The organism is Microcoleus sp. PH2017_05_CCC_O_A (genome assembly GCF_020738785.1).
Lineage (GTDB): Bacteria > Cyanobacteriota > Cyanobacteriia > Cyanobacteriales > Microcoleaceae > Microcoleus.
Window position 1 is genome coordinate 1 of the sequence record NZ_JAEQCB010000104.1, and the last position, 21472, is coordinate 21472.

Below are 21472 nucleotides of genomic sequence, written 5' to 3' on the forward strand. Positions count from 1 at the left end.
TCCGTTGGTGCCGCACCCTTAGAAGTATTGAAAGAGTATATTAGAAATCAAGAAAAGCCGTCCTAAAAGGACGGGGCTTGTATCCCATTTTCTTGGTCACTCAATCGCAATGAATGAATCCGTGTATGCAAAGCATCAGGCAACTAATACTCGTATCGCGACAATAGACAGCATGACGAATCGCCAATTGCCTCTAGAAGGTGCGCTCAAAGCTTTAGTAAGAATCGGAATTACGCCCGAGACGTTAGCACTTGTAAGTGAAATTTATGGGCTACAGATAGATGATTTACTGTCCTTGATTACACCTTGACATCTAACCCCCCTCCCTAACCTTATTCGCCCTTAACCGGGCGGTTTTTTGTACCTGTTCTCCCTCTATTCCCAGCTTGGCTAGCCAGCGCCGGAATAGGGGGCAGGCAAAACAAAACCCGTCCGGTTAAGGGCGGGTCATAAATCTTAACATTAGGGGCGGTTATGCCTCTTTTTTTTCGTTAAACTGAAAGACGAGATGAGCGAAAAATGAGCGGAAATCATCAACCAGAGATTGAGTGAGATTCCTAAATGGCGTAGCCATAAGCTGTCTGAGCAATGGGCGGAGAGAGAATCGAACTCTCATACCTTTCGGTGTCAGATTTTGAGTCTGATGCGTCTACCAATTTCGCCACCCGCCCTTTTTGGTGGTTTCACCATCATAACACGCCGATCGACTTTCTGCAAGCAAAGATTCATAATTTTTTGAACTTGCCCAGCGATCGATCTCTTTGGCGCGCAATACTGGTACAGGATGGGACAACTGAGCCGTTTGAGCTTGCTTGAGCATTTCCCCGAGTTCCGTGCTACTGAGGTCGTCGTAGGCCCGCGCTTGCGCCAAAAACGCATCGAGATTCAGTTTCGGTGCTAACGTCGGCGAACCTCCGGCCAGTTTCATCAGCACCGATGCTACCACTCTGGGGTCTTGGGTGGCGAGTAAGGCGGCGCGATCGCACGTAAATTCTGCACAGCGCAACCATTCCAACATTTGCGTCTGCAAACCCTGGGCGAATACGGTTCCCAAAGGCGAAATTTGACCGGCGGCCAATACAATTAAATTAGCCAGAGTCAGATAAACTCCGTGTTCGCACTTCAAATGTCCCAACTCGTGAGCGATTACGGCTTTCACTTCCTCGTCGGTGAGCAAATCAATCAGCGAAGTGTGCATCACCACAAAAGGCTGTTTTCCCCGCATCGCAAAGGTGTAAGCATTGGGCATCGGATGCTGGCGGACATAAAGCTGCGGTACTTCCAAATCCAGAGTTTTGCAAGCATCCACTAGCAATTGATGCAGGTGCGGTAATTGATTTTCGCCGACTTGGACGCTGGAAGCCAGATTTTCGAGCATGAAAAACTGTTCGCCAAGTTGTCCCAGCAACTGCCGCACCATCAAATCCAGGCCGGGCAGTTGTTTGAGCGCGTTGGTGGCTTCCAAGTCCAGCGGGTGCCGAAACTGGTCTGCTTTTAAACCGATGAGGGGGATGTTTAACATTTTAGTCAGTTGGTCATTGGGCAGTTGGCAGTGGTTATTTGTTATTTGTTATTTGTTATTTATTATTTATTAGTTCTCATAACTAATAAATAATAACTCTTCGACCCTTCGACTAAGCGAGCGGGCACCGCAAATAACCGACAACCAATAACAAATAACCACTAACTACTAACTAACAGTTTAAACTCGATCGCACGAGATTGACAGGAGCCTCAGCCGTCGCGGGGTCTGTACCCTCTTTGACTCGTCGCAACTTGGCTCCCAATTTTTGGAGTTTCATCTCTAACTGCTCGTAGCCCCGATCTAAATGCTGCAAGCTGCTGATGGTGGTGACACCATCGGCTGCAAGTCCCGCGATTACCAAAGCCGCCGAAGCCCGCAAATCTGTTGCGACTACGGGCGCACCCGACAGCATTGGGACTCCGCGCACTACGGCGACATTGCCTTTAACGCGAATGTCGGCGCCCATGCGGTTGAGTTCTGCTACGTGGCGCAAGCGGTTCTCAAATACGGTTTCTTTGATCAAGCTGTCTCCTTCGCTCAGCGTCAGCAAAGCCATAAACGGAGCTTGCATATCTGTGGAGAAACCCGGGTAAGGCAGAGTTTCGATGTCTGTGGCGGTGTGAATTTTGCCGGGAACTATCCGCACAATGTCGGATTCTACGATAATTTTCGCCCCCATTGTCTGCAATTTGGCAATAACTGCCGTCAGGTGGTCGGGAATTACCGACGACAAACTGATTTCTGAGTGAGTGATGGCTCCTGCTAATAAAAATGTTCCGGCTTCAATGCGATCGGGAATAATTGCATAGTCTACCGCGTGGAGTTTCTCAACTCCCGAAATGACGATCGTATTTGTGCCCGCGCCTTGAATTTTTGCTCCCATCGCACGGCAGAAATTCGCCAAATCGACGACTTCCGGTTCTTGAGCCGCGTTTTCAATTACGGTTTCTCCTTCCGCTAAAGTCGCCGCCATCATCAAAGTTTCAGTGGCGCCGACGCTGGGGTAGTCCAAATAAATTTTGGCTCCTTTCAAGCGGCGGTTCGGCCCTTTGACGTAAGCGTTAACAGTACCGTGATCGATGTGGACTTCGGCGCCGAGAGCTTGCAAGCCCCGAACGTGGAGTTCTACGGGCCTGGCGCCGATGGCACAACCACCTGGTAATGGCACTTTGGCAAATCCCAAACGCGCTAGCAGGGGCCCGATGATGAAGAAGCTCGCCCGCAGTTGGCTGACTAATTCGTAGGGGGCTTGAGCATCCAGGAGGTTGCTGGCGTTGATGTCTAAAGTATCGCCATTCTGCTGTACTTTGACTCCTACAGCCGAGAGAATTTGCCCCATGCGGGCGACATCGACCAATGCGGGAACGTTGCGGATGTGGCAATCGTCAGGGCATAGTATAGCTCCTGCCATGACTACTAAGGCCGAGTTTTTGGCGCCGCTGATTTTGACGTGTCCTTTCAGGGGCTGGCGACCCCAAATTTGTAATACTTGTTGGTCGCTTTCTGGTGAAGCGGACAGGTTAGATGAGTTTTGAGCTGGTGTAATGGGTTTGCCCTCCATAATGCGCTTCGTTACTTTATACATTAGTGAAATACCCAAACTAAACGAAATACCGTTATAGTTCGGGCTTCGTGTATCGTTTGCCGTTGCTCTGTTGGGTATACCCATTTCTGGGTATTCGTCACTGAAGACGATCCAAGTCTGACACAGCATCTCTGGCTTTTTACGGCCTTTATCCCGACCTAGGGAATCCACGCAGAAGCCCTGTTTCCCAAGGCAAAAAACTATTTTCGTACAACAAACTTGGATTATATTTTATGGTGGGACGTACCTTACCAACCAGCGGTCTGCTCTTTCCCCTTTTCTCTCGCAGTTGTCCGGGGCCAAGCATTTTACTGCTACTGTAGCCTGTTGTTTGCAGTCGAGTGGGTGGGTCGCAACCACTTATATCTTAGACTTTTGAGGAAATTGTCGCTTTTTTTTCATAGACCTTGCTTAGCTTATATCCCAATGCTGAATTGAGTACAATTACAGCGTGGGACTTACGCCAATTGAGTTAATTTTGGTTCGATTTTACCGGAAAGTTTTTATATGTCCAGGGGGGATGTTAAGAATTCCTGGTATTATACTTGCTCCCATTGTGGCTGGGTGAGGGTTTCAGGTTACGATCGCACGAATAATATCGATCAAGTCCTATGGAGTTATCTGTATCAAGATTTACTTTTGTTTGTGGTTGTCGATCGAGATGCAGATGTGGTGCTATTCTCAATAAGCTATTTTGTAGTACGGGCCGATGGGACGATCGACAAAGGTGTAGGATGTCAACTCGATCGACAATGCCGAGAAGTTCGCACGTTGTCGATCGCCCCAATGCCTGTGCTAACCTGTGACAACACCCTAGAGCCAAAGTTAGTGCTAGCAAATGGTTCACATTAAGCGGATCGAACTAACTAACTTTAAATCTTTTGGCGGCACAACGTCCATTCCCGTGCTGCCTGGTTTTACTGTGGTTTCCGGGCCCAACGGTTCAGGGAAGTCCAATATCCTCGATGCTTTGCTGTTTTGTCTGGGACTTTCGACTTCTAAGGGAATGCGGGCTGAACGTTTGCCGGATTTGGTGAACAGCGCCCAAAATAAGCGCGGTACGATTGAGGCTAGCGTGACTGCTACTTTTGCGCTGGAAGATGTGGGTGATGAATGGTTCGCTCAGGATGAAGATGAGGATGAGGATGAGGTAGAAAAGGCAGCGGATGATTTGTCTGTTGAGTCTGTTGAAGCAGAAGACGTAGAAGCAGTCGAAATTCCAGAAACTGAAGACAACAACGGACAATCATCCAATCCAAAATCCAAAATCCAAAATCCAAAATCGGATGAGTTATCTGTTGAAGAAGTCGAAGAAATAGAAATCGCCACCAGTCAAGAAAACAACGGACAACTACTCGCTAACAATCGAAAATCCAAAATCCAAAATCCAAAATCGGATGAGTGGAGTGTGACGCGCAAACTCCGAGTCACTCGTCAAGGAACTTATACGTCAAATTATTACATTAATGGCGCACCTTGCACGCTGACTCAACTGCACGAACAACTTAACCGTTTGCGAATTTATCCCGAAGGTTATAACGTTGTTTTGCAAGGAGACGTTACTAGCATTATTTCGATGAATTCTAAGGAACGCCGCGAAATTATTGATGAATTGGCAGGTGTGGCTCAATTCGATCGCAAAATCTCTCTCGCACGGCAGAAGTTGGATGAAGTTAAGGAAGTTGAAGAACGCAGCGGGATTGTGGAAAAAGAACTGATTTCTCAGCGCGATAGACTGGCGAACGATCGCGCAAAAGCGGAAAAATATCAAAAGTTGCGGGCGGAATTTCAAGAGAAGTCGCAGTGGGAAATTGTTCTCAAGTTCCGTCAGTTGCAAAAGCAAGAGTGGAAACTGCGCGAACAAATCGAAACGGGCGATCGCAATTCTACATCTCTCACCGAACAATTGCAAGCCATTACCACCCAAATTCAAGCTGCAACCGCTGAACTTGACGCGCTGAATGCTCGCGTTAAAGCTTTGGGTGAGTCGGAATTGTTGGCTTTGCAAGCAAGTATTGCCACTCAGGAAGCGGAACGGCGGCAACTCCAAAACCGCAAACAGGATTTGGAAACAACTGCTGGACAAATGGCGGCTAATATAGCACAAACTGAGGAAGAAGTGCGGCAGTTTCGGCAAAGTTTGGAGCAAATTGAGATTGAAATATCCTATGTGATGTCTCAAATAGGTACTTTTCAGGAACAGCGCGACGCCGCCCAACAAAGTTTAGATCAGAGTCGGGAAGTTGCAAATGCGATCGCCTCGACGGCCGAAGTTTGGGTACAGCAACAAACGGAACTGCACCGCCAAATCGAGACAATTCAGCAAACTTTGGAGCCGCAGCGCACCGAACAAGCTACTATTGGTGAAAGAGCCGATCGCCTGCAAAGTCAAATTCAAGAACAAAACCAATCGCTGCAAGTATTGGAACAGGAAATTACAGCAAAAAAAAATCAGCAATCAAGCCTTGGGGAAACCCAAAAAGTTGCTGCTTTGCAAGTAGAATCGCTGAATCAGATTGTAGTCGCAGCCGAACAAGAATTGCAATTGCAACAGGAAACTCAAACTCGTTTGTTGGAAGAACAGCGGGAAAGACAGCGCAAGTTAGATAAGCTAGAAGTGCAGTTTCAAGCCCAGCAAGAAGCGAGCGGCACGTTTACTGCAAAAATTATCGCACAAAGCGGAATTGGCGGAGTTTGTGGCTTGGTGGCTCAACTGGGCAGGGTGGAACCGCGCTTTCAGTTGGCGCTGGAAATTGCGGCGGGCGGCCGTATGGGTAATATGGTGGTGGAAAATGACAGTGTGGGTGCTGCTGCGATCGAATTGTTGAAGCAAAAACGGGCGGGAAGGATGACGTTTTTGCCTTTAAATAAGATTAGAGGCGGCAGGTTTTCGGTGAATGAAAATTTGCGGCGGGCGGCTGGATTTCTGGATGCGGCTGTGAATTTGATTGAGTGCGATGCGCGCTATCAGGAGATTTTTGCTTACGTTTTTGGCAGTACGGTGGTGTTTAGCAATCTTACCGATGCCCGCCGCTATTTGGGACAGTACCGGATTGTCACTTTGGATGGGGAAATTCTGGAAACTAGCGGCGCGATGACTGGGGGAAGTTCTACTAATAGATCTACCTTGCATTTTGGTACGGTTGATGCTAGTGATGCTGGGGATGAAGCGCGGACAATTGCTGCTTTGCAAGAACGTATTGAGGAAATTGAGCGGATTTTGGAACGGTGCAAAATTGCGATCGATCGCGCTGCTGTTGCTGTCAAAACTCGCAGTCAAGAATTGATGGAGGCGAAGCAGAATTTGCGCGAACATCAGTTGCGCTTGGAACAGTTGGAGTCGGAAATAAAGAATTTGCAAGCGCAACAAGAACAAGTGCGATCGCAAATTGCTAAAAATACTCAGGAATTGACTGATTCGCGATCGCGATTGCAGTTGCTTGCGAGGGAATTGCCCGCACAGGAAACTCAATTGCAGCAGTACCGCCAAACTTTGGCGCAGTTGGAAGAGTCGAACAGTCACAGCGAATGGCAGCAAATGCAGTCGGGTTTGCGCGCTCAAGAAGCGCAACTGCAAGAGCGCGAATTGGCTCTGAGAAACGCCCAGCAGCGCCAAGGAGACTTGCAAAATCAATTCGGGCGCTTGGAAGAGAAAATTAAGGAAGGCAGCGAGAAATTGCAGGAATGGCAAGTGCAGCAAAATGCGGGAACTGATGCTGTAAACCGGATTGTTTCGCAGCAGTTAGAACTAGACGCACAGATTGCAGCAGCTAAGGCGGCTTTGGCCCAAATTGAGGAGAAATTGGGTTTGGAGAAGGGAGAACGCGATCGCGCAGAATCGCAACTGCGAGAGCAACATTTGGCAAAACAACAGTTACAATGGCAGTTGCAAAAACTGCACGAAACTCAGCAAGAACGCCGGGAACAATTAGCCGCCGTCCGCACTCTCATGGAAACGCAGCGAGCGGAAATGCCCGATCCGGTGCCGTCGATTCCTGAAAATGTAGAGAAAGCCAATTTGACGGAATTGCAGCAAGAAGTAAAGGCGATCGCCAAACGCATTCAAGCTTTAGAACCGGTGAATATGCTAGCATTGGAAGAGTACAACCGCACTCAAGAACGCCTGCAAGAATTGAGTCAAAAATTGACGACATTGGCAGGAGAACGCACTGAACTTTTGTTGAGAATCGAAAATTTTACCACGCTCAGGCGGCGCGCTTTTAAAGAAGCTTTCGATGCGGTTAACGAGAACTTCCAGACTATCTTTGCGGAACTTTCCGAAGGTGACGGGTATCTTCAGCTAGATGACCAGGAAGACCCTTTCAGCAGCGGTTTGAATTTGGTCGCTCACCCGAAGGGGAAACCCGTTCAGCGGCTGGCTTCCATGTCGGGAGGCGAAAAGTCGCTGACGGCGCTGAGTTTTATCTTTGCGCTGCAACGCTACCGCCCGTCTACGTTCTACGCTTTTGATGAAGTGGATATGTTTCTGGATGGGGCAAATGTGGAGCGATTGGCTAGAATGATAAAACGACAGTCTGAACAAGCCCAGTTTATTGTTGTGAGTTTGCGGCGACCTATGATTCAATCGGCTGAGCGTACAATTGGTGTTACTCAAGCACGGGGAGCTTATACTCAAGTCATAGGACTGAAGTTGTAGTCCCGGAGCGTCTGGTGATGAACGTGTTCAGTAATATATGTACTCAATAAATCAGGATTAAACTTAGAATGACATCAGAACAAATCTGCCAACGCTCCGATATTCTCGGCACTCAAGTCATCACCCGCGACAGAGGTAAACGCCTGGGTGTAGTTAGTCAATTGTGGGTAGACATCGATCGCCGGGAAGTTGTGGCGATCGGTCTGCGTGATAATATATTTGCGATCGCTGGACTACCAAAGTTTATGTTCCTCAGTAATGTCAGCGAAATTGGCGACGTGCTGTTGGTGGAAGATGAAAGTGCGATCGAAGATGATGTCGATGTTGAAGTCTACAGCATTTTGATTAACAGCGAAGTGATTACCGAAACCGGCGAACTTTTGGGAAGGGTGCGGGGCTTTAGATTCGACCCGGAAGACGGTAAATTAGTTTCTATCGTCATCGCTTCCCTCGGAATCCCCCAAATCCCCGACCAAGTTCTCAGTACCTACGAGTTGGGGATTGAAGAAATTGTCAGCAGCGGCCCCAACCGCTTGATTGTATTTGAAGGTTCCGAGGAAAGGCTGAGGCAGCTTAGCGTGGGTTTGCTAGAGCGCGTCGGTTTGGGACAAGCACCTTGGGAACGCGACGAGGAGGAACAAGGCTATTATCCCAAACCTGTGGCTACAGACCATCAATTGGGCCCGGGCGTGCGGATTCCTGCACCGGAAATGCGAAGCCGAGTAGCAGCACCCGTGGTAGAAGAGGTTCCTTGGGATGAGGATTCCCAGTGGAATCGCCCACCGGTACGACAGCAGCAGATGCGCGCGATGCCGCAGCCTCAGCAGATAGACGATTATGATGAGTATGAAGAGGATAATTGGGGCGGCGAGGACGATTACGAGGAAGACGAGTACGAAGAGAAGCAGTACAGCCCTCAGGTTTCTCGCCCGAAGGAGCCTGTCGTGGTGGAGTACGAGTACGAGGATGATGTGGAGGCGGATGCTTGGGCTGACGATGAAGCATCGAAGCCTTACCAGGCTCCTCGGGTGAATATCCCTGAGAAGACTAAGACTCCTGAGTACGAGGAAGAGCCTGGTTATTAGGATTAATCCACGGAAGTCCCTCTGTAAGATACTGTTAGAAAACCCGCAAAAGCGGGTTTTGTTGTGATTGGGGCGATCGATCTAATAGATATAATAGAAGTATAGAAGTGCGATCGACAAGGTAAAAACCGTGACACTAACTGCAACCGAATACAAATATGTGGAATTAGATGAGAAGAACGTTCCTCTCATCGCCGGAACCACAATGAAAGTCGTTGAATTAATAACTTCGGTAAAAGCTTACGGCTGGACTCCTGAAGAATTATTCCAATCCTATCCTCACCTGACTTTGAGCAAAATTTACTCTGCCTTATCCTACTACTGGGATCACAAAGAAGAGCTGGATGCAGATATGCAGCGCAGGTTCGAGTATGCCGAAAAATTGCGCCTAGAAGCTGGCGAATCTGCTTTGGCTAAAAAACTCCGAGCCCAGGGACTAATCAAATGAGTATAAATCTGTACATGGATGAGAATGTGCCTCTACCTGTTACAGAGGGATTGCGGCGACGGGATGTAGATGTTCTGAGAGTTCAAGAAGATAACCATCAAAATACGCCAGACCCTATTATACTCGATCGCGCAGCCGAGCTTCAGCGCGTTGTTTTTACCCAAGATGAGGATTTTTTAGCGATAGCAAACCGCCGCCAGCAAGAAGGAATAAATTTTGCTGGCGTCATCTACGCTCACCAACAAAGTGTAACTGTTGGCGATTCGATTCGTGACTTGGAAATTATTGCTAAGGTTAACGAACCTGAAGATTTAGCTAACTGCGTTCAGTACCTGCCTTTGTAGCAAAACCCGAAATAGCGATCGCCCCAGTCCGTGATATCATATCCAGTGATTTCATTTGCAATATTCCGACCGGAGCAGATTTATTAAATCTCTAGCTTATATTACAGATACTGGTTAAGTTAGCAAAGGATGTCATTGCGAGCGAGCGAAGCAATCGCAGAGACTATGACGCTTCTCGATTAACCGATGTGCGCGCGGAGCAATTGCTTGTTTAACTGAACAGTATTGGTTTATATTACAGATACTCGTTAAGCCATCCTACAAAAATTATAGATATAAATTCGCTCCTGCTTTTGCTCTTTTTCCTCCTCTGAGTCCTCTGCGCCTCTGTGGTTCATAAAAAATCCCCTTCACTTTAATATCAGCTCAAAAAAATTGAACCGTCAATGCAGAAAACTGAAAAATCAAACAGGTATTTTAATCTATCTCTCTATACTCTTATGATCATCGGTTCATTCATAGCAGTAGGGTATAAGTTCCCGATTGGAGGCAACTTTCCCGAATTACCACAAATCCAATCCCTGCTCAATCCTGAACTCTACAAAAATGACTATCACGTTCAGGAAATGGTGAAATTGAATCCGAGATACTATTATTATCATATCATTTATTTGTTAGCAAGCTTAGGGTTAAGCATCCCCTTAGTACATTTTATTTATCAATTCCTAGCCTTTGGTTCAGTTATCCTAGCTTGTCGGGCAATTATCAGAATATATACTAATTCACAACTGCCAGTAGCAGCAATGAGTTTCTTGTGTTTAGCCGCTTCATTTACAGATGTGGGAAACACGCTGATATTTTCCACAAAATCAGTACCGAGTACCTTCGCAATGGGTGTCGCAATCTGGGGAATTTACTTTAGTTTGCGTCAGAAATGGCTGACTGGATATTTCTTTTTTGGACTGGCTTGTTTGCTGCAATTTTTAGTCGGTTTGCTGCCGGGATTGATGATGGTTCCGGTTTTAGCGATGGAATCAGTAAGAGAGCGGCAGTTCAAAACGTTGATTTGGGCGATCGCACTTTTAGCAGCAATGTCAAGTATAGTGTACGTACCCATGTTATTGACAGGTACTACCGGCACTCAAACCATCGACAATGCCGAGTTTGTATTCATCCACGCCAAAGTCCGCAATCCTCACCACATCCTCCCGTCAAATTGGACTATTGGGAATTGGTTCAACTTTATATGTTTCATCAGTGGCGGCTTGCTGTGCATCAAAAATACCGACTTACTCCAAAAAGAAGACAAGATTAATTTTTACATAATTGTTAGCACGTCAATTTTCGCGCTGTTCCTAAACTACGTATTTGTAGAAGTTTACCCGCTGGCTTTAATCGCCAAACTGCAATTGGCGAGAACCGTTCCATTTGCTCAGTTAATTATATTTATTGCTGTTAGTTTAACCATCGAGAAGCTTTACACAAATAAAAAAATAGCTGTTAGCTTGTTGCTGCTATCTGTACTGACTTTGCCTTTTCGAGGTGTAATTTTCCTCGGATTATCAGTTTGGCAAACCAGAAATTACGTATTTCCCAAGAGATACAATATATTGCTGTGGATTTTTACAGCAGTAACGTTAATTGTTAGTTTGATATATCCGGTGACTGATTCGTGGGAAATAATCGGCAATCGCCTAATTAGCATACCTATCCTCTTTTCAATTCTTGCCTTGCCTTTCATTTTAGAACAAACATCTATATCTACACCACTCACACAAATAGTAACCCATATTTTAGCTTTGGCAACTACCGCCATCTTAGTTTTTGGAGTAGCAGGAATTTTACCAAAGCCAATGTTAGAAACCTTTCAAAAAAGAGTTAATATTAATGTAGTTCCCAGCGACGACTTAAACAGATTAGCTTTACACTTTTCGCAAATTAGCAATCAAGATGCACTCATATTAATTCCACCTTCAGTTACCAGCTTCCAGTTTTACTCTCAGAGAGCGATAGTAGTTAATTTCAAGAATTTTCCCTTGACAGAAACAGGAATCAAAGAGTGGCAAAATCGCATGGAAGCTGTTTTGGGAGTTCCCTTAAACCCGCAAATGATTTGGGGAGGGAACGACTTATTCAGCCGTCGCAGCAGTGCGGATTTAGTCAAAGTAGCCCAAAAATATCATGCCGATTATATCCTGACTCGCAGCGATTGGCATCCAAACATTGAAGGAGAAATAGTAGATAAACAAGGCAAATGGATAATCTTTAAAATCCGATAATATCAAATGTGGTTCAACCGCAATTTCCCGGGGAATAGAATTCGCGGCTATACAAACAAAGTCCGCCTTCGCAGACTGAAGAAAAAGAGAGATAATTTTACTCGTTACCAGTTCATTTAGTCATATCGTTTCCCGTTGTATCGGAATGATTTAACCGCAGAGAGCGCAGAGAGCGCAGAGAGATGAATACAGGAGGAGAATGCTACTGGATTTGATATGAGGCTTTGCGCGGGCGAAAGTTTGTATAGAAGCGGTTTCAACCGCCGAATCTTATCAACAGTTAAATATCAAAACCCGAATCATCAATAATTTCGCAAATCTGCTTATCCACATAATCAGCAGCCACATTCCGCGCAATCAACTCAGCCAAAATCCCCAAAGAAATCAACTGCACCGACAGAATTGTACACAAAATCCCAAAAAATAGCAAAGGTCGATTCCCGATCGGCCCAAAGTGCATCCCGGCTAAATTCAGAAACCAAATCACAATCAAATAACTCAGCGAAAAAGTTCCCACCAAGCCAAAACACAACCCCAATCCGCCAAACAAATGACCCGGTTTGTGCAAATATTGCGTCGTCGCCAACACCGTCAACAAATCAATAAATCCCCGCGCGTAGCGTTCCCAGCCATAATTGGATTTGCCATGTTTGCGCGGATGGTGTTCGACAACTACTTCGCCAATTTTAAAACCTAAATTATTTGCTAATGCTGGAATATAGCGGTGCAATTCCCCGTACAATTTAATCGAATGCAAAACCTCCCGGCGATAAGCCTTGAAACCGCAATTCATGTCGTGCATTTGCACCCCAGTCAGCAAACACGCAACTGTATTAAACAAGCGGGAAGGTAAAGTTTTAGAAAGCGGGTCGTTGCGCTTTCTTCGCCAACCGGAAACTAAATCAAATCCCAATTCTAAATGATCTAAAAATTTGGGAATTTCGGCGGGATCGTCCTGTAAATCTGCATCGAGAGTAAAGATAATTTTCCCGGCTGCATTGCGAAATCCCGCTGAAAGTGCGGAGGATTTGCCAAAATTGCGCCGCATTCTTATCGCTTTAATTCGTTGGGGAAATTGACCAGCTAAATCGGCAATTTCTCGCCAAGAAGCATCGCGGCTACCATCGTCTATGAAAATAACTTCGTAACTTGCGATTCCTGTTTGGGACATGACGATGGTAATTTTTTCAAACAGTAATTTCAGTGTTGCTTCTTCATTGTGAACGGGAATTACAAAGCTGAGATCTTTTTGCATAGCTGATTTTTGTAAGTGTTATTGATTAGAGAAGATTGCAAAAGTCCTTTTAATCATTTTTGGGGGACGGGCTAGAAGCCCATCCCACAATTTTTTGTTTTATTGTGGGATGGGCTTTGAGCATCGTCCCAATTATTTTTGCAAGATGTCTATCGCTTGGGAGTTTCGCAAAGCTACCCAACCTTCGCGGTTTTTGAATGAAGCATAGGCTGTCAATAATTTATCGGTTGGCGATGTTTGAATGTATCCTCTCCAAGCTGCGGATTCGTAGGCTACCCCAAATAAGTTAACTAAGTCGGGGCGGGGAAATCCTGACATAGCGAAACCTCGAACTACATTTTCTTGGTTGAGAATGACAATACATTTTACATGATTTTCGGGATCTCCTACCCAACCAATTACTCTGGCGGCGGCTGGTGCGAGTTTGGTGATTGTATCAAAATATCCGGGTACTCCGTCTTTGGGGGCTGAGAGTAAATTCCGGTCGATTTTTGTGTCTAATGCTGCACAAAAGTTGTATTTTTTGATGTCTCGATTGAATGGTACTAAGTTGTTAGTTTTTAAGGCATCGATTAACCCGACAAATGCGGCGGGTTTGTTTCCTACTCTCTCTTTAATTAGGGTGATGTCGGTGATGCCTAATTGCAATGATAGTGCTACTAGCGGTTGATAGGTTGCTCTGCGGGCGATCGCCATTGCAGTTTCGCCTCCCACCCCGTACATTAAAATGACGGCTGCTATCACGACTGCAAACAGCGGTGTCAGCCATCGTCCTTGGATTCTCGGTGTGGGCTGTAACTCGCGTACCGCAAGCACTATGAGGATAATTGTACTCATCCAAAACAAGGCTGGGAGTGTGGCGTAGCGGGAAGCGGTAGCCTGTTCGACTCCAAATCCCGATCGACTAACTGCGGCCATTAAAGCCGTTTGCAGGGTGTACAATTGGATGGACAGCCAAGGCAGCCAATTTTGGCGATTTCCTACAGGATAGCCAAGCTGCACAGACTTTTTTACCAATAGCCAATAACCCACAAAACCCGTTACAGCAATCAAACCAATTATACCAATAATTGACGCAACAATAATGTTTTCGGTAAAAATACCCCCGAGATAAATCGGAATATATTCGAGAGTTTTCAGCGGATTGATTTTAGTTAAAGAAGGATGATTGGACGGAGTTTTGTAAGTTAAGAAATAAATACCAATCACCGCAATCGAAGCAGCAAAATACAAATAAGTTATCCGCCGAGGAAACCGAAGCACAATCGCAGCCCCACACAATATCGGCCACAAACCTAAAGGAGTGCTGTAACTAATACAACCTAAAATCCCAAAAACAATACTACCAATTACCCACTTGTTTTGTTGCCATCCCTCATTCCCAATCTTTGCCGGAGAATGAATACCTAAAGGTTGTGCTTCTCTGCTATTTAATAATAAATTAACATAGGATTGCAAACAAAATATCGAACAAATTACAAATAAATTAGCAATAATCCAGTGGACGCCACTGAATCCCCGCATCCAGTTGTGTGCCGCCGCCGGAGTAAAATTAAAAATAGAAATACACAGGATGACTGAGATAAATTGTAGTGGAAAATTCCTTAATCTTAAAGGTAGTAAAGCAATCAAGACATAGCACTGAATCCAAGCCAAAAACCAAGCAATCAAACATAAACCAATATTTGAACCTTGGGTGATAATAATATTCAAGCCATAGATAATCGCCGGAATCAAGACAAAATGCTCATTCGCCCGAAATATCCAATTAAAAGGATTTGTAGAGAAACCGTCTACTGAATAAAAATTCCAAGTCATCCACCAATAATCAAAATTAGACAAGTCTCCCGCTTGGGATATCAAGTACAAAATATATGACGCTGGTATGAGAATGCCGATAACTGAGGTGATAATTAAAACATATTGGTTCTTGATTTTCATGAATTCGGAGATAGATATTTTTAAAGATTTACTCAATTATTTATTTCACTTATTTAATGGTTGTTAGCCCCTACCTAGAAGGCAAATTGTTTTTAAGGCGGGGTTTAAATCCCGTCTTAAAAACTTCGGGCATCTGTCACTCGCACATCTGTCAACTGTCAACTGTCAACTGTCAACTGTTTAACCAGCATTTCTCTGAGCCCTTGCCGCCAGTGGGGAGGATAGGTTCCCAGAAGTGCTGATATTTTCACTGTGGAAAGTACAGAAAAAGCGGGACGTTTTGCGGGTGTGGGATATTCGGCGGTGGTGATGGGAATTACGCGCTTGATTTTGAGGGGAAAGCCGAGTTTCTCTGCTTCTTCAAAAATGGCGATCGCAAAATCATACCAACTACACACACCGCTGTTAGTATACTGGTAAGTCCCAAAACTTTCTAGCCCAAGCAGAGGGATGATTTGGGCAGTTGCAGCCCCCAAATCTGCCGTCGAAGTTGGACTTCCAATCTGATCTGCTACTACCCGAAGTTCTTCCCTATCTTTGCCCAATCTCAGCATGGTTTTGACAAAGTTGCCTTTGCCGCCGTTACCGTAAACCCAGGCGGTTCTAATAATAATATGTCGGTTTCCCGCTTTTCTAATTGCTTCCTCGCCTGCTAATTTGGACTTCCCGTAAATTCCCAATGGGTTTGTAGAATCTGTTTCGAGATAAGGAGAACCGCTGCTACCATCAAATACGTAATCAGTGGAAAAGTGGATTAAACTTGCTCCCAGTTTCTCGCATTCTTCTGCAAAGATTCCGGGTGCGATACCATTGACTGCTTCGGCTAAGTCTGCTTCGGTTTCGGCTTTGTCTACCGCAGTGTAAGCAGCGGCATTCACGACTACATCCGGTTGAATGTCAGCCATTGCTTGGCGGATGGTTTCGGGTTGGGATAAATCGACGGAAGTGCGATCGACTGAAATGACCTCTCCCACAGATAATAGTATGGGCTGTAATTCTTGAGCTAGCTGTCCGCTACCGCCTGCGAGTAAAATTTTCATTATCTAAAACACTTGAGCTCTTTTCAATGTTTGTCCGGCTTTGTCTTTAGGTGATAAAATTGGTTCGGCACCATCTAGCGGCCAGGCGATCGCCAAATCAGGATCATTCCATACAATACACCGCTCGTGTCCCGGTGCATAGTAGTCTGTAGTTTTGTACAAAACTTCAGCAATGTCTGATACTACTAAAAAACCGTGAGCAAAACCCGCCGGCACCCAAAATTGCCGCTTATTTTCAGCACTAATCAAACAGCCCACCCACTGTCCGAAAGTCGGCGAACTTTTTCTAATATCCACCGCCACATCATATATTTCGCCCGCAACAACCCGCAGCAATTTACCTTGAGGCTGCTGCATTTGGTAGTGCAAACCGCGCAGCACATTTTTAGAAGACTTGGAATGATTGTCTTGCACAAATTCTGCTGTCACACCTGTTTTTTCGACAAAAGCTTGGTGATTGAAACTCTCAAAAAAGAAACCGCGATCGTCTCCGAAAATTTTAGGCTCAATTATCAGAACATCCGGTATTTCTGTAGATATAACATTCATAGTTGGCTGTATCGCGTGATAAACTTATACTCAGTCTATGCTATCTTACTATGAAAACTGACACATATCTCAAAAAATTGTATGCAAACCGATTTGATTCCCGACAGATGCAAGCCAAGGTGGCACTTTGGAAAGTTTTAATTGACGAATTTTTACAAGATTATGTTCCTCCAGAATCGGCTGTTTTAGATATTGGCGGCGGTTACTGCGAGTTTATCAATCAAATTCGAGCGGGCGAAAAATGTTTAATTGACCTGAATCCCGATTCCAAGTTATTTGCTGATGCTGATGTCAAGGTGCTGAATATTGATGTGCTTAATTTAGAGAGGAACTTGTAGAAATCATCTCATTTTGCTTTGATGCGCTGAAGCCTAGCGGTTCTCTTTTGGTAATTCAGCCAAACTTCAAATACTCTTACAAGGAATACTACGATTTTATCGATCATCAATTACCGATTACGCATTTATCGCTGCAAGAGCTTTTACAAACTGTCGGGTTTAAAGTTGATGTGATGATACCGAGATTTTTACCGTTTTCGACGAAAGGGCGGCCGGCTTCGCCGTTGTTGTTAAAGGTTTACCTGAAATTGCCTTTTTTATGGCGTTTTTTGGGCGGGCAAATGTTTGTTAAGGCGTCGAAGATAAGAGTCGGCGGTTGAAACCGCTACTATACAAACAAAGTCGGCCTCCGCCGACTGAATAAAATAGCTTATTTTAATAATTCATCGACGGGAATGCTAAAACCAGGCAAAACAATTTGAGTGCTAACAACTTCCCCAGCAATAAAGATAATTCGGGTTTGTTTTGTGACTACAATAACCCATTGGTTTTCTGGATATACCAGCCAAACTTCCTCACTTCCCGATTCCAAATATTCCGTAGCTTTCGCAATTACATCTTCCGCTAAATCTGTTGGGGAAACAATTTCAGCACATAAAGGAAAACTTTGCGGCAGCACTTTGAGACTGCCAAATTGTGCTGCTAATTCCGGGGGAAGGTAGGCAACATCAGGATAGCGTCCCTGCTTATTGGTACGGCAGGGAACGTCGGTATAAACTTTTCCTCCCTGTCCGCTGGAGTCTTTGTAGTTTCTCCAACAAAAGTAAAGATTTCCCTGTACTTCGCTATGCTTGAGAGTCATGCCATTTTTCTCCAATAATTCGCCATCAACCCACTCTTGGAGATCCGGTGGACTTTCCATCCATGCTTCTAGAGAGTAGGTTTTATATGCCGGGGCGACAACTGTAGAAGTTACCATTTTTCGGTTCTCCGTGTGGAACTTTTTTCTATGATATCAGATACGATCGCCCTTTATGCCTGTCACATCCAAGTGTTATCATAAAAATGACGAATTATCAAGCATTTCAGACTGTGGGCTATTAAGATGAATCTGCCATAAAAGGATCAGTTTAAGGACAAAAATGATGACACAAACTAAATCATCCGCCGCCCTTGCAATCAATCTTCCGCCAACACTCACACTCACCGTTACCCGCGAACAGTTCATCGAATTGGCGATCGCAAATCGGGATGTACAATTAGAATACACCGCAACAGGAGAATTAATCGTAAACCCGCCCACCGGAGGCGAGGCAGGAATAATAAACTCGGAAATCGGCGGACAAATCTGGTTGTGGAACTGCCAGACTAAACTCGGTGTAGCATTTAGTTCTTCTACTGGTTTTGACCTACCAAATAGGGCTATTCGCTCTCCTGATGCGTCTTGGGTGCGTCAAGAAAGGTGGGACGCACTCACATCAGAACAAAAAGAAAGCTTTATTCCATTGTGTCCCGATTTTGTGGTAGAACTTCGTTCTAAAAGTGACAACATGGAACCGCTGCGAGTCAAGATGAGAGAATATATGAACAATGGTGCTCGTTTGGGTTGGCTGATAGATCGGAAAAACCGAAAAGTGGAGATTTATCGGCAAAATCGGGAAGTGGAAGTGCTAGAAAATCCTGCTACTTTGTCGGGTGAAGATGTGTTGCCAGGGTTTGTTTTGGATTTGACAGAAGTTTGGGGATAAAGAGCGATCGCCCGCCAAATTCTGCCACAACAAATTTATGAAATCAGGCAGAAACCGGGTTTTTGGCAAAATCCCCGCCGCAGCCTTAAATTTCCGAAAAACCCGGTTTATTAAGTTCGGATCGCCCGCAATATTAAACCAGATCGCACACAGCCCCTAAAGATGCGATCGTCGCTTTTTCAGCATCCGTCAAACCCGTAACGCCCGTGATATTCATACTCTCATAAGGTCTTTCAGCTATCAGCGTTTTGAGGCACTCACCAGTCTTGACATCCCAAAACTTAATTGTGCCATCACCACTACTGCTAATCAGAATTTTACCGTCGGGATTAAATGCGACTGAACTTACAATATCGCTGTGACCTTGAAAAGTTTGGAGGCATTTACCACTGTGGCAATCCCACAATTTTACAGTTCGATCGCCACTGCCACTAGCCAAGATTTTACCGTCTGGACTAAATGCAACTGAACGAACCAAATTGCTGTGACCTTGGCAAGTTTGGAGGCATTCACCGCTGTGGCAATCCCATAACTTTATAGTTCGATCACCACTGCCACTAGCCAAGATTTGACCATCTGGACTAAATGCAACTGAGATTACCAAATTGCTATGACCTTGGCAAGTTTGGAGGCATTCACCGCTTTGGCAATCCCATAACTTTATAGTTCGATCACCACTGCCACTAGCCAAGATTTTACCGTCTGGACTAAATGCGACTGAACGTACCCTATTGTTGTGACCTTGCCAAGTTTGGAGACATTCACCGCTGTGACAATCCCACAACTTTATAGTTTTGTCACTACTGCCACTAGCCAAGATTTTACCGTCTGGACTAAATGCGACTGAACGTACCCTATTGTTGTGACCTTGCCAAGTTTGGAGGCATTTACCGCTGTGGCAATCCCACAACTTTATAGTTTTGTCACTACTGCCACTAGCCAAGATTTTACCGTCTGGACTAAATGCAACTGAGTTTATCCAATGACTATGACCTTGCCAAGTTTGGAGACATTCACCGCTGTGACAATCCCATAACTTTATAGTTTTGTCATTACTGCCACTGGCCAAGATTTTACCGTCTGGACTAAATGCGACTGAACGTACCCAATCGCTGTGACCTTGCCAAGTTTGAAAACATTCACCTGTGTAGCAATCCCACAACTTGACAGTTCTGTCACCGCTACCACCAGCTAGGATTTGACCGTCTGGACTAAATGCAACTGAACGCACAAAATCGCTGTGACTTTGCCAAGTCTGTAGGCATTCACCGCTGTGGCAATCCCATAATTTTATAGTTCGATCATCACTTCCGCTAGCCAAAGTTTGACCATCTGGACTAAATGCAACCGAATTTACCCAATCGTTGTGACCTTGCCAAGTTTGAAAACATTCACCTGTGTAGCAATCCCATAACTTGACAGTTCTATCACTACTTCCGCTAGCCAGAGTTTGACCATCTGGACTAAATGCAACCGAATTTACCCAATCGTTGTGACCTTGCCAAGTTTGAAAACATTCACCTGTGTAGCAATCCCACAACTTGATAGTTTTGTCACTACTTCCGCTAGCTAGAGTTTGACCATCTGGACTAAATGCAACTGAAAGTACCCAATCGTTGTGATATTGCCAAGTCTGGAGGCTTTGACCGCTATGGCAATCCCACAACTTGATAGTTTTGTCATTACTTCCGCTAGCCAAGATTTGACCGTCTGGACTAAATGCAACTGAGATGACTAAATCGCTGTGACCTTGACAAGTTTGGAGGCATTCACCTGTGCGGTAATCCCACAACTTTACAGTTCGGTCATTACTTCCGCTAGCTAGGATTTCACCATTTGGACTAAATGCGACTGAACGAACCAAACTGCTGTGACCTTTACAGGTCAAAAGTTCTTTTCTACTAGCAACATCCCAACAACGAACTACGCCATCTGTACCACCTATAGCTAACAGTTTGCCATCAGGACTAAATGCTACTGCAAAGACTATGCCAAAAACTTTAATAAAATCACAATCACTCAAATTCGCCCCAGCAAAATTGACACGCCGCAAACTAGCATTAGAAAAATCCGCACCTTTAATTACAGCCCCCGATAAATCTCTCCCTTCCAAAGCAGCATTATCAACCTTCACCAATACCGTCGCCGCATTCCCACCGATATAACCAACTTCCTCCTCAGTTTTACCTTTCGTCGCCTCCAAAACTTCCAACAGTCGAGACTTAACCTCACCCAGAAACTCGGTTTTTGAAAGCATGGGCACCAGCAAATCCATCACCGCTTTCGTCAAAGGTTCCCGCCCAAAACTGTTGCGAAGTTGCCCTGAACTTTCACTCACAAAACCCTTCAAAGCCGGAATCGGCACAATATCACCTGTATTATCCACCTGACGGTTAAAATACCCCGACCAAGTATAATTCACCGACTCAAAAGAATTATCCAAATACAATTGTGCCTGCGATAACCCCGTAAAATCAGCAGGCAAAACTCCCAACTCCGCCGCCAACTTATACGCTACAAAAAACTCCAAAAGCGACCTATGTGCCGGAGAATAATCCCCCTCAGCATTGCGAATTAACATGGTTTGACCCATCATGTCGTAATGCCAGTGGTCTAAGTCCTTTTCTGCTTGCACCGCAGCCCCAAACAAGCGGCGAATCCTGTCTGGAAACAGCCGATAATTCAAACTCATCTGGTCAGTTGATAGCATTTCCCAGGACAGTTCGCACAGGAAAAATAGTTTATCTGCCAGCGATGTAAACGTCCTTTCTGCCTTGATATCCCGTTCCATCTTCCGG

Annotated in this window: 16 protein-coding genes and 1 tRNA gene; 8 read left to right on the forward strand and 9 right to left on the reverse strand. The window is 45.2% G+C overall.

What is annotated here, in order from left to right:
- Nucleotides 1–589: 589 nt before the first annotated feature.
- The 3 genes from JGK20_RS22635 to murA all read right to left on the reverse strand — a co-directional run bounded on the left by JGK20_RS22635 (nt 590) and on the right by murA (nt 3110).
- Nucleotides 590–671 (reverse strand) — tRNA-Leu (locus tag JGK20_RS22635).
- A complete protein-coding gene (locus tag JGK20_RS22640) occupies nt 650–1522 on the reverse strand; it encodes a M48 family metallopeptidase (protein WP_293213789.1) in 873 nt (290 codons plus the stop codon). The genes JGK20_RS22635 and JGK20_RS22640 overlap by 22 nt, the downstream gene beginning before the upstream one ends.
- 172 nt (nt 1523–1694) lie before the next feature.
- Nucleotides 1695–3110 (reverse strand): UDP-N-acetylglucosamine 1-carboxyvinyltransferase, encoded by a 1416-nt coding sequence (gene murA, locus JGK20_RS22645; protein ID WP_293185975.1) that lies wholly within the window; start codon nt 3108–3110, stop codon nt 1695–1697.
- A 507-nt stretch (nt 3111–3617) separates the two neighbouring features.
- Here murA and JGK20_RS22650 point away from each other — a divergent pair.
- The 6 genes from JGK20_RS22650 to JGK20_RS22675 all read left to right on the forward strand — a co-directional run bounded on the left by JGK20_RS22650 (nt 3618) and on the right by JGK20_RS22675 (nt 11863).
- Nucleotides 3618–3962, forward strand: a complete 345-nt coding sequence (locus JGK20_RS22650) for a hypothetical protein (RefSeq protein ID WP_293185971.1) — start codon at nt 3618–3620, stop codon at nt 3960–3962.
- Nucleotides 3949–7767 carry a chromosome segregation protein SMC gene (gene smc, locus JGK20_RS22655; protein ID WP_293232226.1) on the forward strand — a complete coding sequence of 1273 codons (3819 nt, stop codon included), beginning with the start codon at nt 3949–3951 and terminating at the stop codon, nt 7765–7767. The genes JGK20_RS22650 and smc overlap by 14 nt, the downstream gene beginning before the upstream one ends.
- Nucleotides 7768–7835: 68 nt before the next feature.
- Complete coding sequence (locus tag JGK20_RS22660) at nt 7836–8852, forward strand: PRC-barrel domain-containing protein (protein WP_293185969.1); 1017 nt, start codon at nt 7836–7838, stop codon at nt 8850–8852.
- 130 nt (nt 8853–8982) lie between these two features.
- The gene (locus JGK20_RS22665) at nt 8983–9300 is read left to right on the forward strand and encodes a DUF433 domain-containing protein (RefSeq protein WP_293232228.1); all 318 of its coding nucleotides are present in this window, start codon (nt 8983–8985) and stop codon (nt 9298–9300) included.
- The gene (locus JGK20_RS22670; RefSeq protein WP_293232230.1) at nt 9297–9644 is read left to right on the forward strand and encodes a DUF5615 family PIN-like protein; all 348 of its coding nucleotides are present in this window, start codon (nt 9297–9299) and stop codon (nt 9642–9644) included. Before JGK20_RS22665 ends, JGK20_RS22670 begins: the two co-directional genes overlap by 4 nt.
- Nucleotides 9645–10084: 440 nt before the next feature.
- Complete coding sequence (locus JGK20_RS22675) at nt 10085–11863, forward strand: DUF6798 domain-containing protein (protein ID WP_293232232.1); 1779 nt, start codon at nt 10085–10087, stop codon at nt 11861–11863.
- Between the two features lie 280 nt (nt 11864–12143).
- On the opposite strand, the gene JGK20_RS22680 is transcribed toward JGK20_RS22675, so the two are convergent.
- The 4 genes from JGK20_RS22680 to rfbC form a co-directional block, all read right to left on the reverse strand.
- Complete coding sequence (locus JGK20_RS22680; RefSeq protein WP_293208265.1) at nt 12144–13118, reverse strand: glycosyltransferase family 2 protein; 975 nt, start codon at nt 13116–13118, stop codon at nt 12144–12146.
- A 132-nt stretch (nt 13119–13250) separates the two neighbouring features.
- On the reverse strand, nt 13251–15059 hold the full coding sequence (locus tag JGK20_RS22685) for a hypothetical protein (RefSeq protein WP_293185963.1): 1809 nt from the start codon (nt 15057–15059) through the stop codon (nt 13251–13253).
- A gap of 158 nt (nt 15060–15217) precedes the next feature.
- Nucleotides 15218–16099: a dTDP-4-dehydrorhamnose reductase gene (gene rfbD, locus JGK20_RS22690; RefSeq protein ID WP_293185961.1), complete on the reverse strand. Its 882-nt coding sequence runs from the start codon at nt 16097–16099 to the stop codon at nt 15218–15220.
- 3 nt (nt 16100–16102) lie between these two features.
- Nucleotides 16103–16648, reverse strand: coding sequence for a dTDP-4-dehydrorhamnose 3,5-epimerase (gene rfbC / locus JGK20_RS22695; protein ID WP_293213779.1), 546 nt, complete (start codon nt 16646–16648; stop codon nt 16103–16105).
- Between the two features lie 50 nt (nt 16649–16698).
- Here rfbC and JGK20_RS22700 point away from each other — a divergent pair, with 50 nt between their 5' ends.
- The gene (locus JGK20_RS22700; protein WP_293232234.1) at nt 16699–16986 is read left to right on the forward strand and encodes a hypothetical protein; all 288 of its coding nucleotides are present in this window, start codon (nt 16699–16701) and stop codon (nt 16984–16986) included.
- Between the two features lie 370 nt (nt 16987–17356).
- Here the strand turns inward: JGK20_RS22700 and JGK20_RS22705 are convergent, their stop codons facing one another.
- On the reverse strand, nt 17357–17905 hold the full coding sequence (locus JGK20_RS22705; RefSeq protein ID WP_293213773.1) for a Uma2 family endonuclease: 549 nt from the start codon (nt 17903–17905) through the stop codon (nt 17357–17359).
- 166 nt (nt 17906–18071) lie between these two features.
- On the opposite strand from JGK20_RS22705, the gene JGK20_RS22710 reads away from it, so the two are divergent.
- Complete coding sequence (locus tag JGK20_RS22710) at nt 18072–18674, forward strand: Uma2 family endonuclease (protein ID WP_293213795.1); 603 nt, start codon at nt 18072–18074, stop codon at nt 18672–18674.
- Nucleotides 18675–18807: 133 nt separating this feature from the next.
- On the opposite strand, the gene JGK20_RS22715 is transcribed toward JGK20_RS22710, so the two are convergent.
- Nucleotides 18808–21472: WD40 repeat domain-containing protein (locus tag JGK20_RS22715; RefSeq protein ID WP_293232236.1), on the reverse strand; the 2665-nt coding region annotated here is incomplete at its 5' end.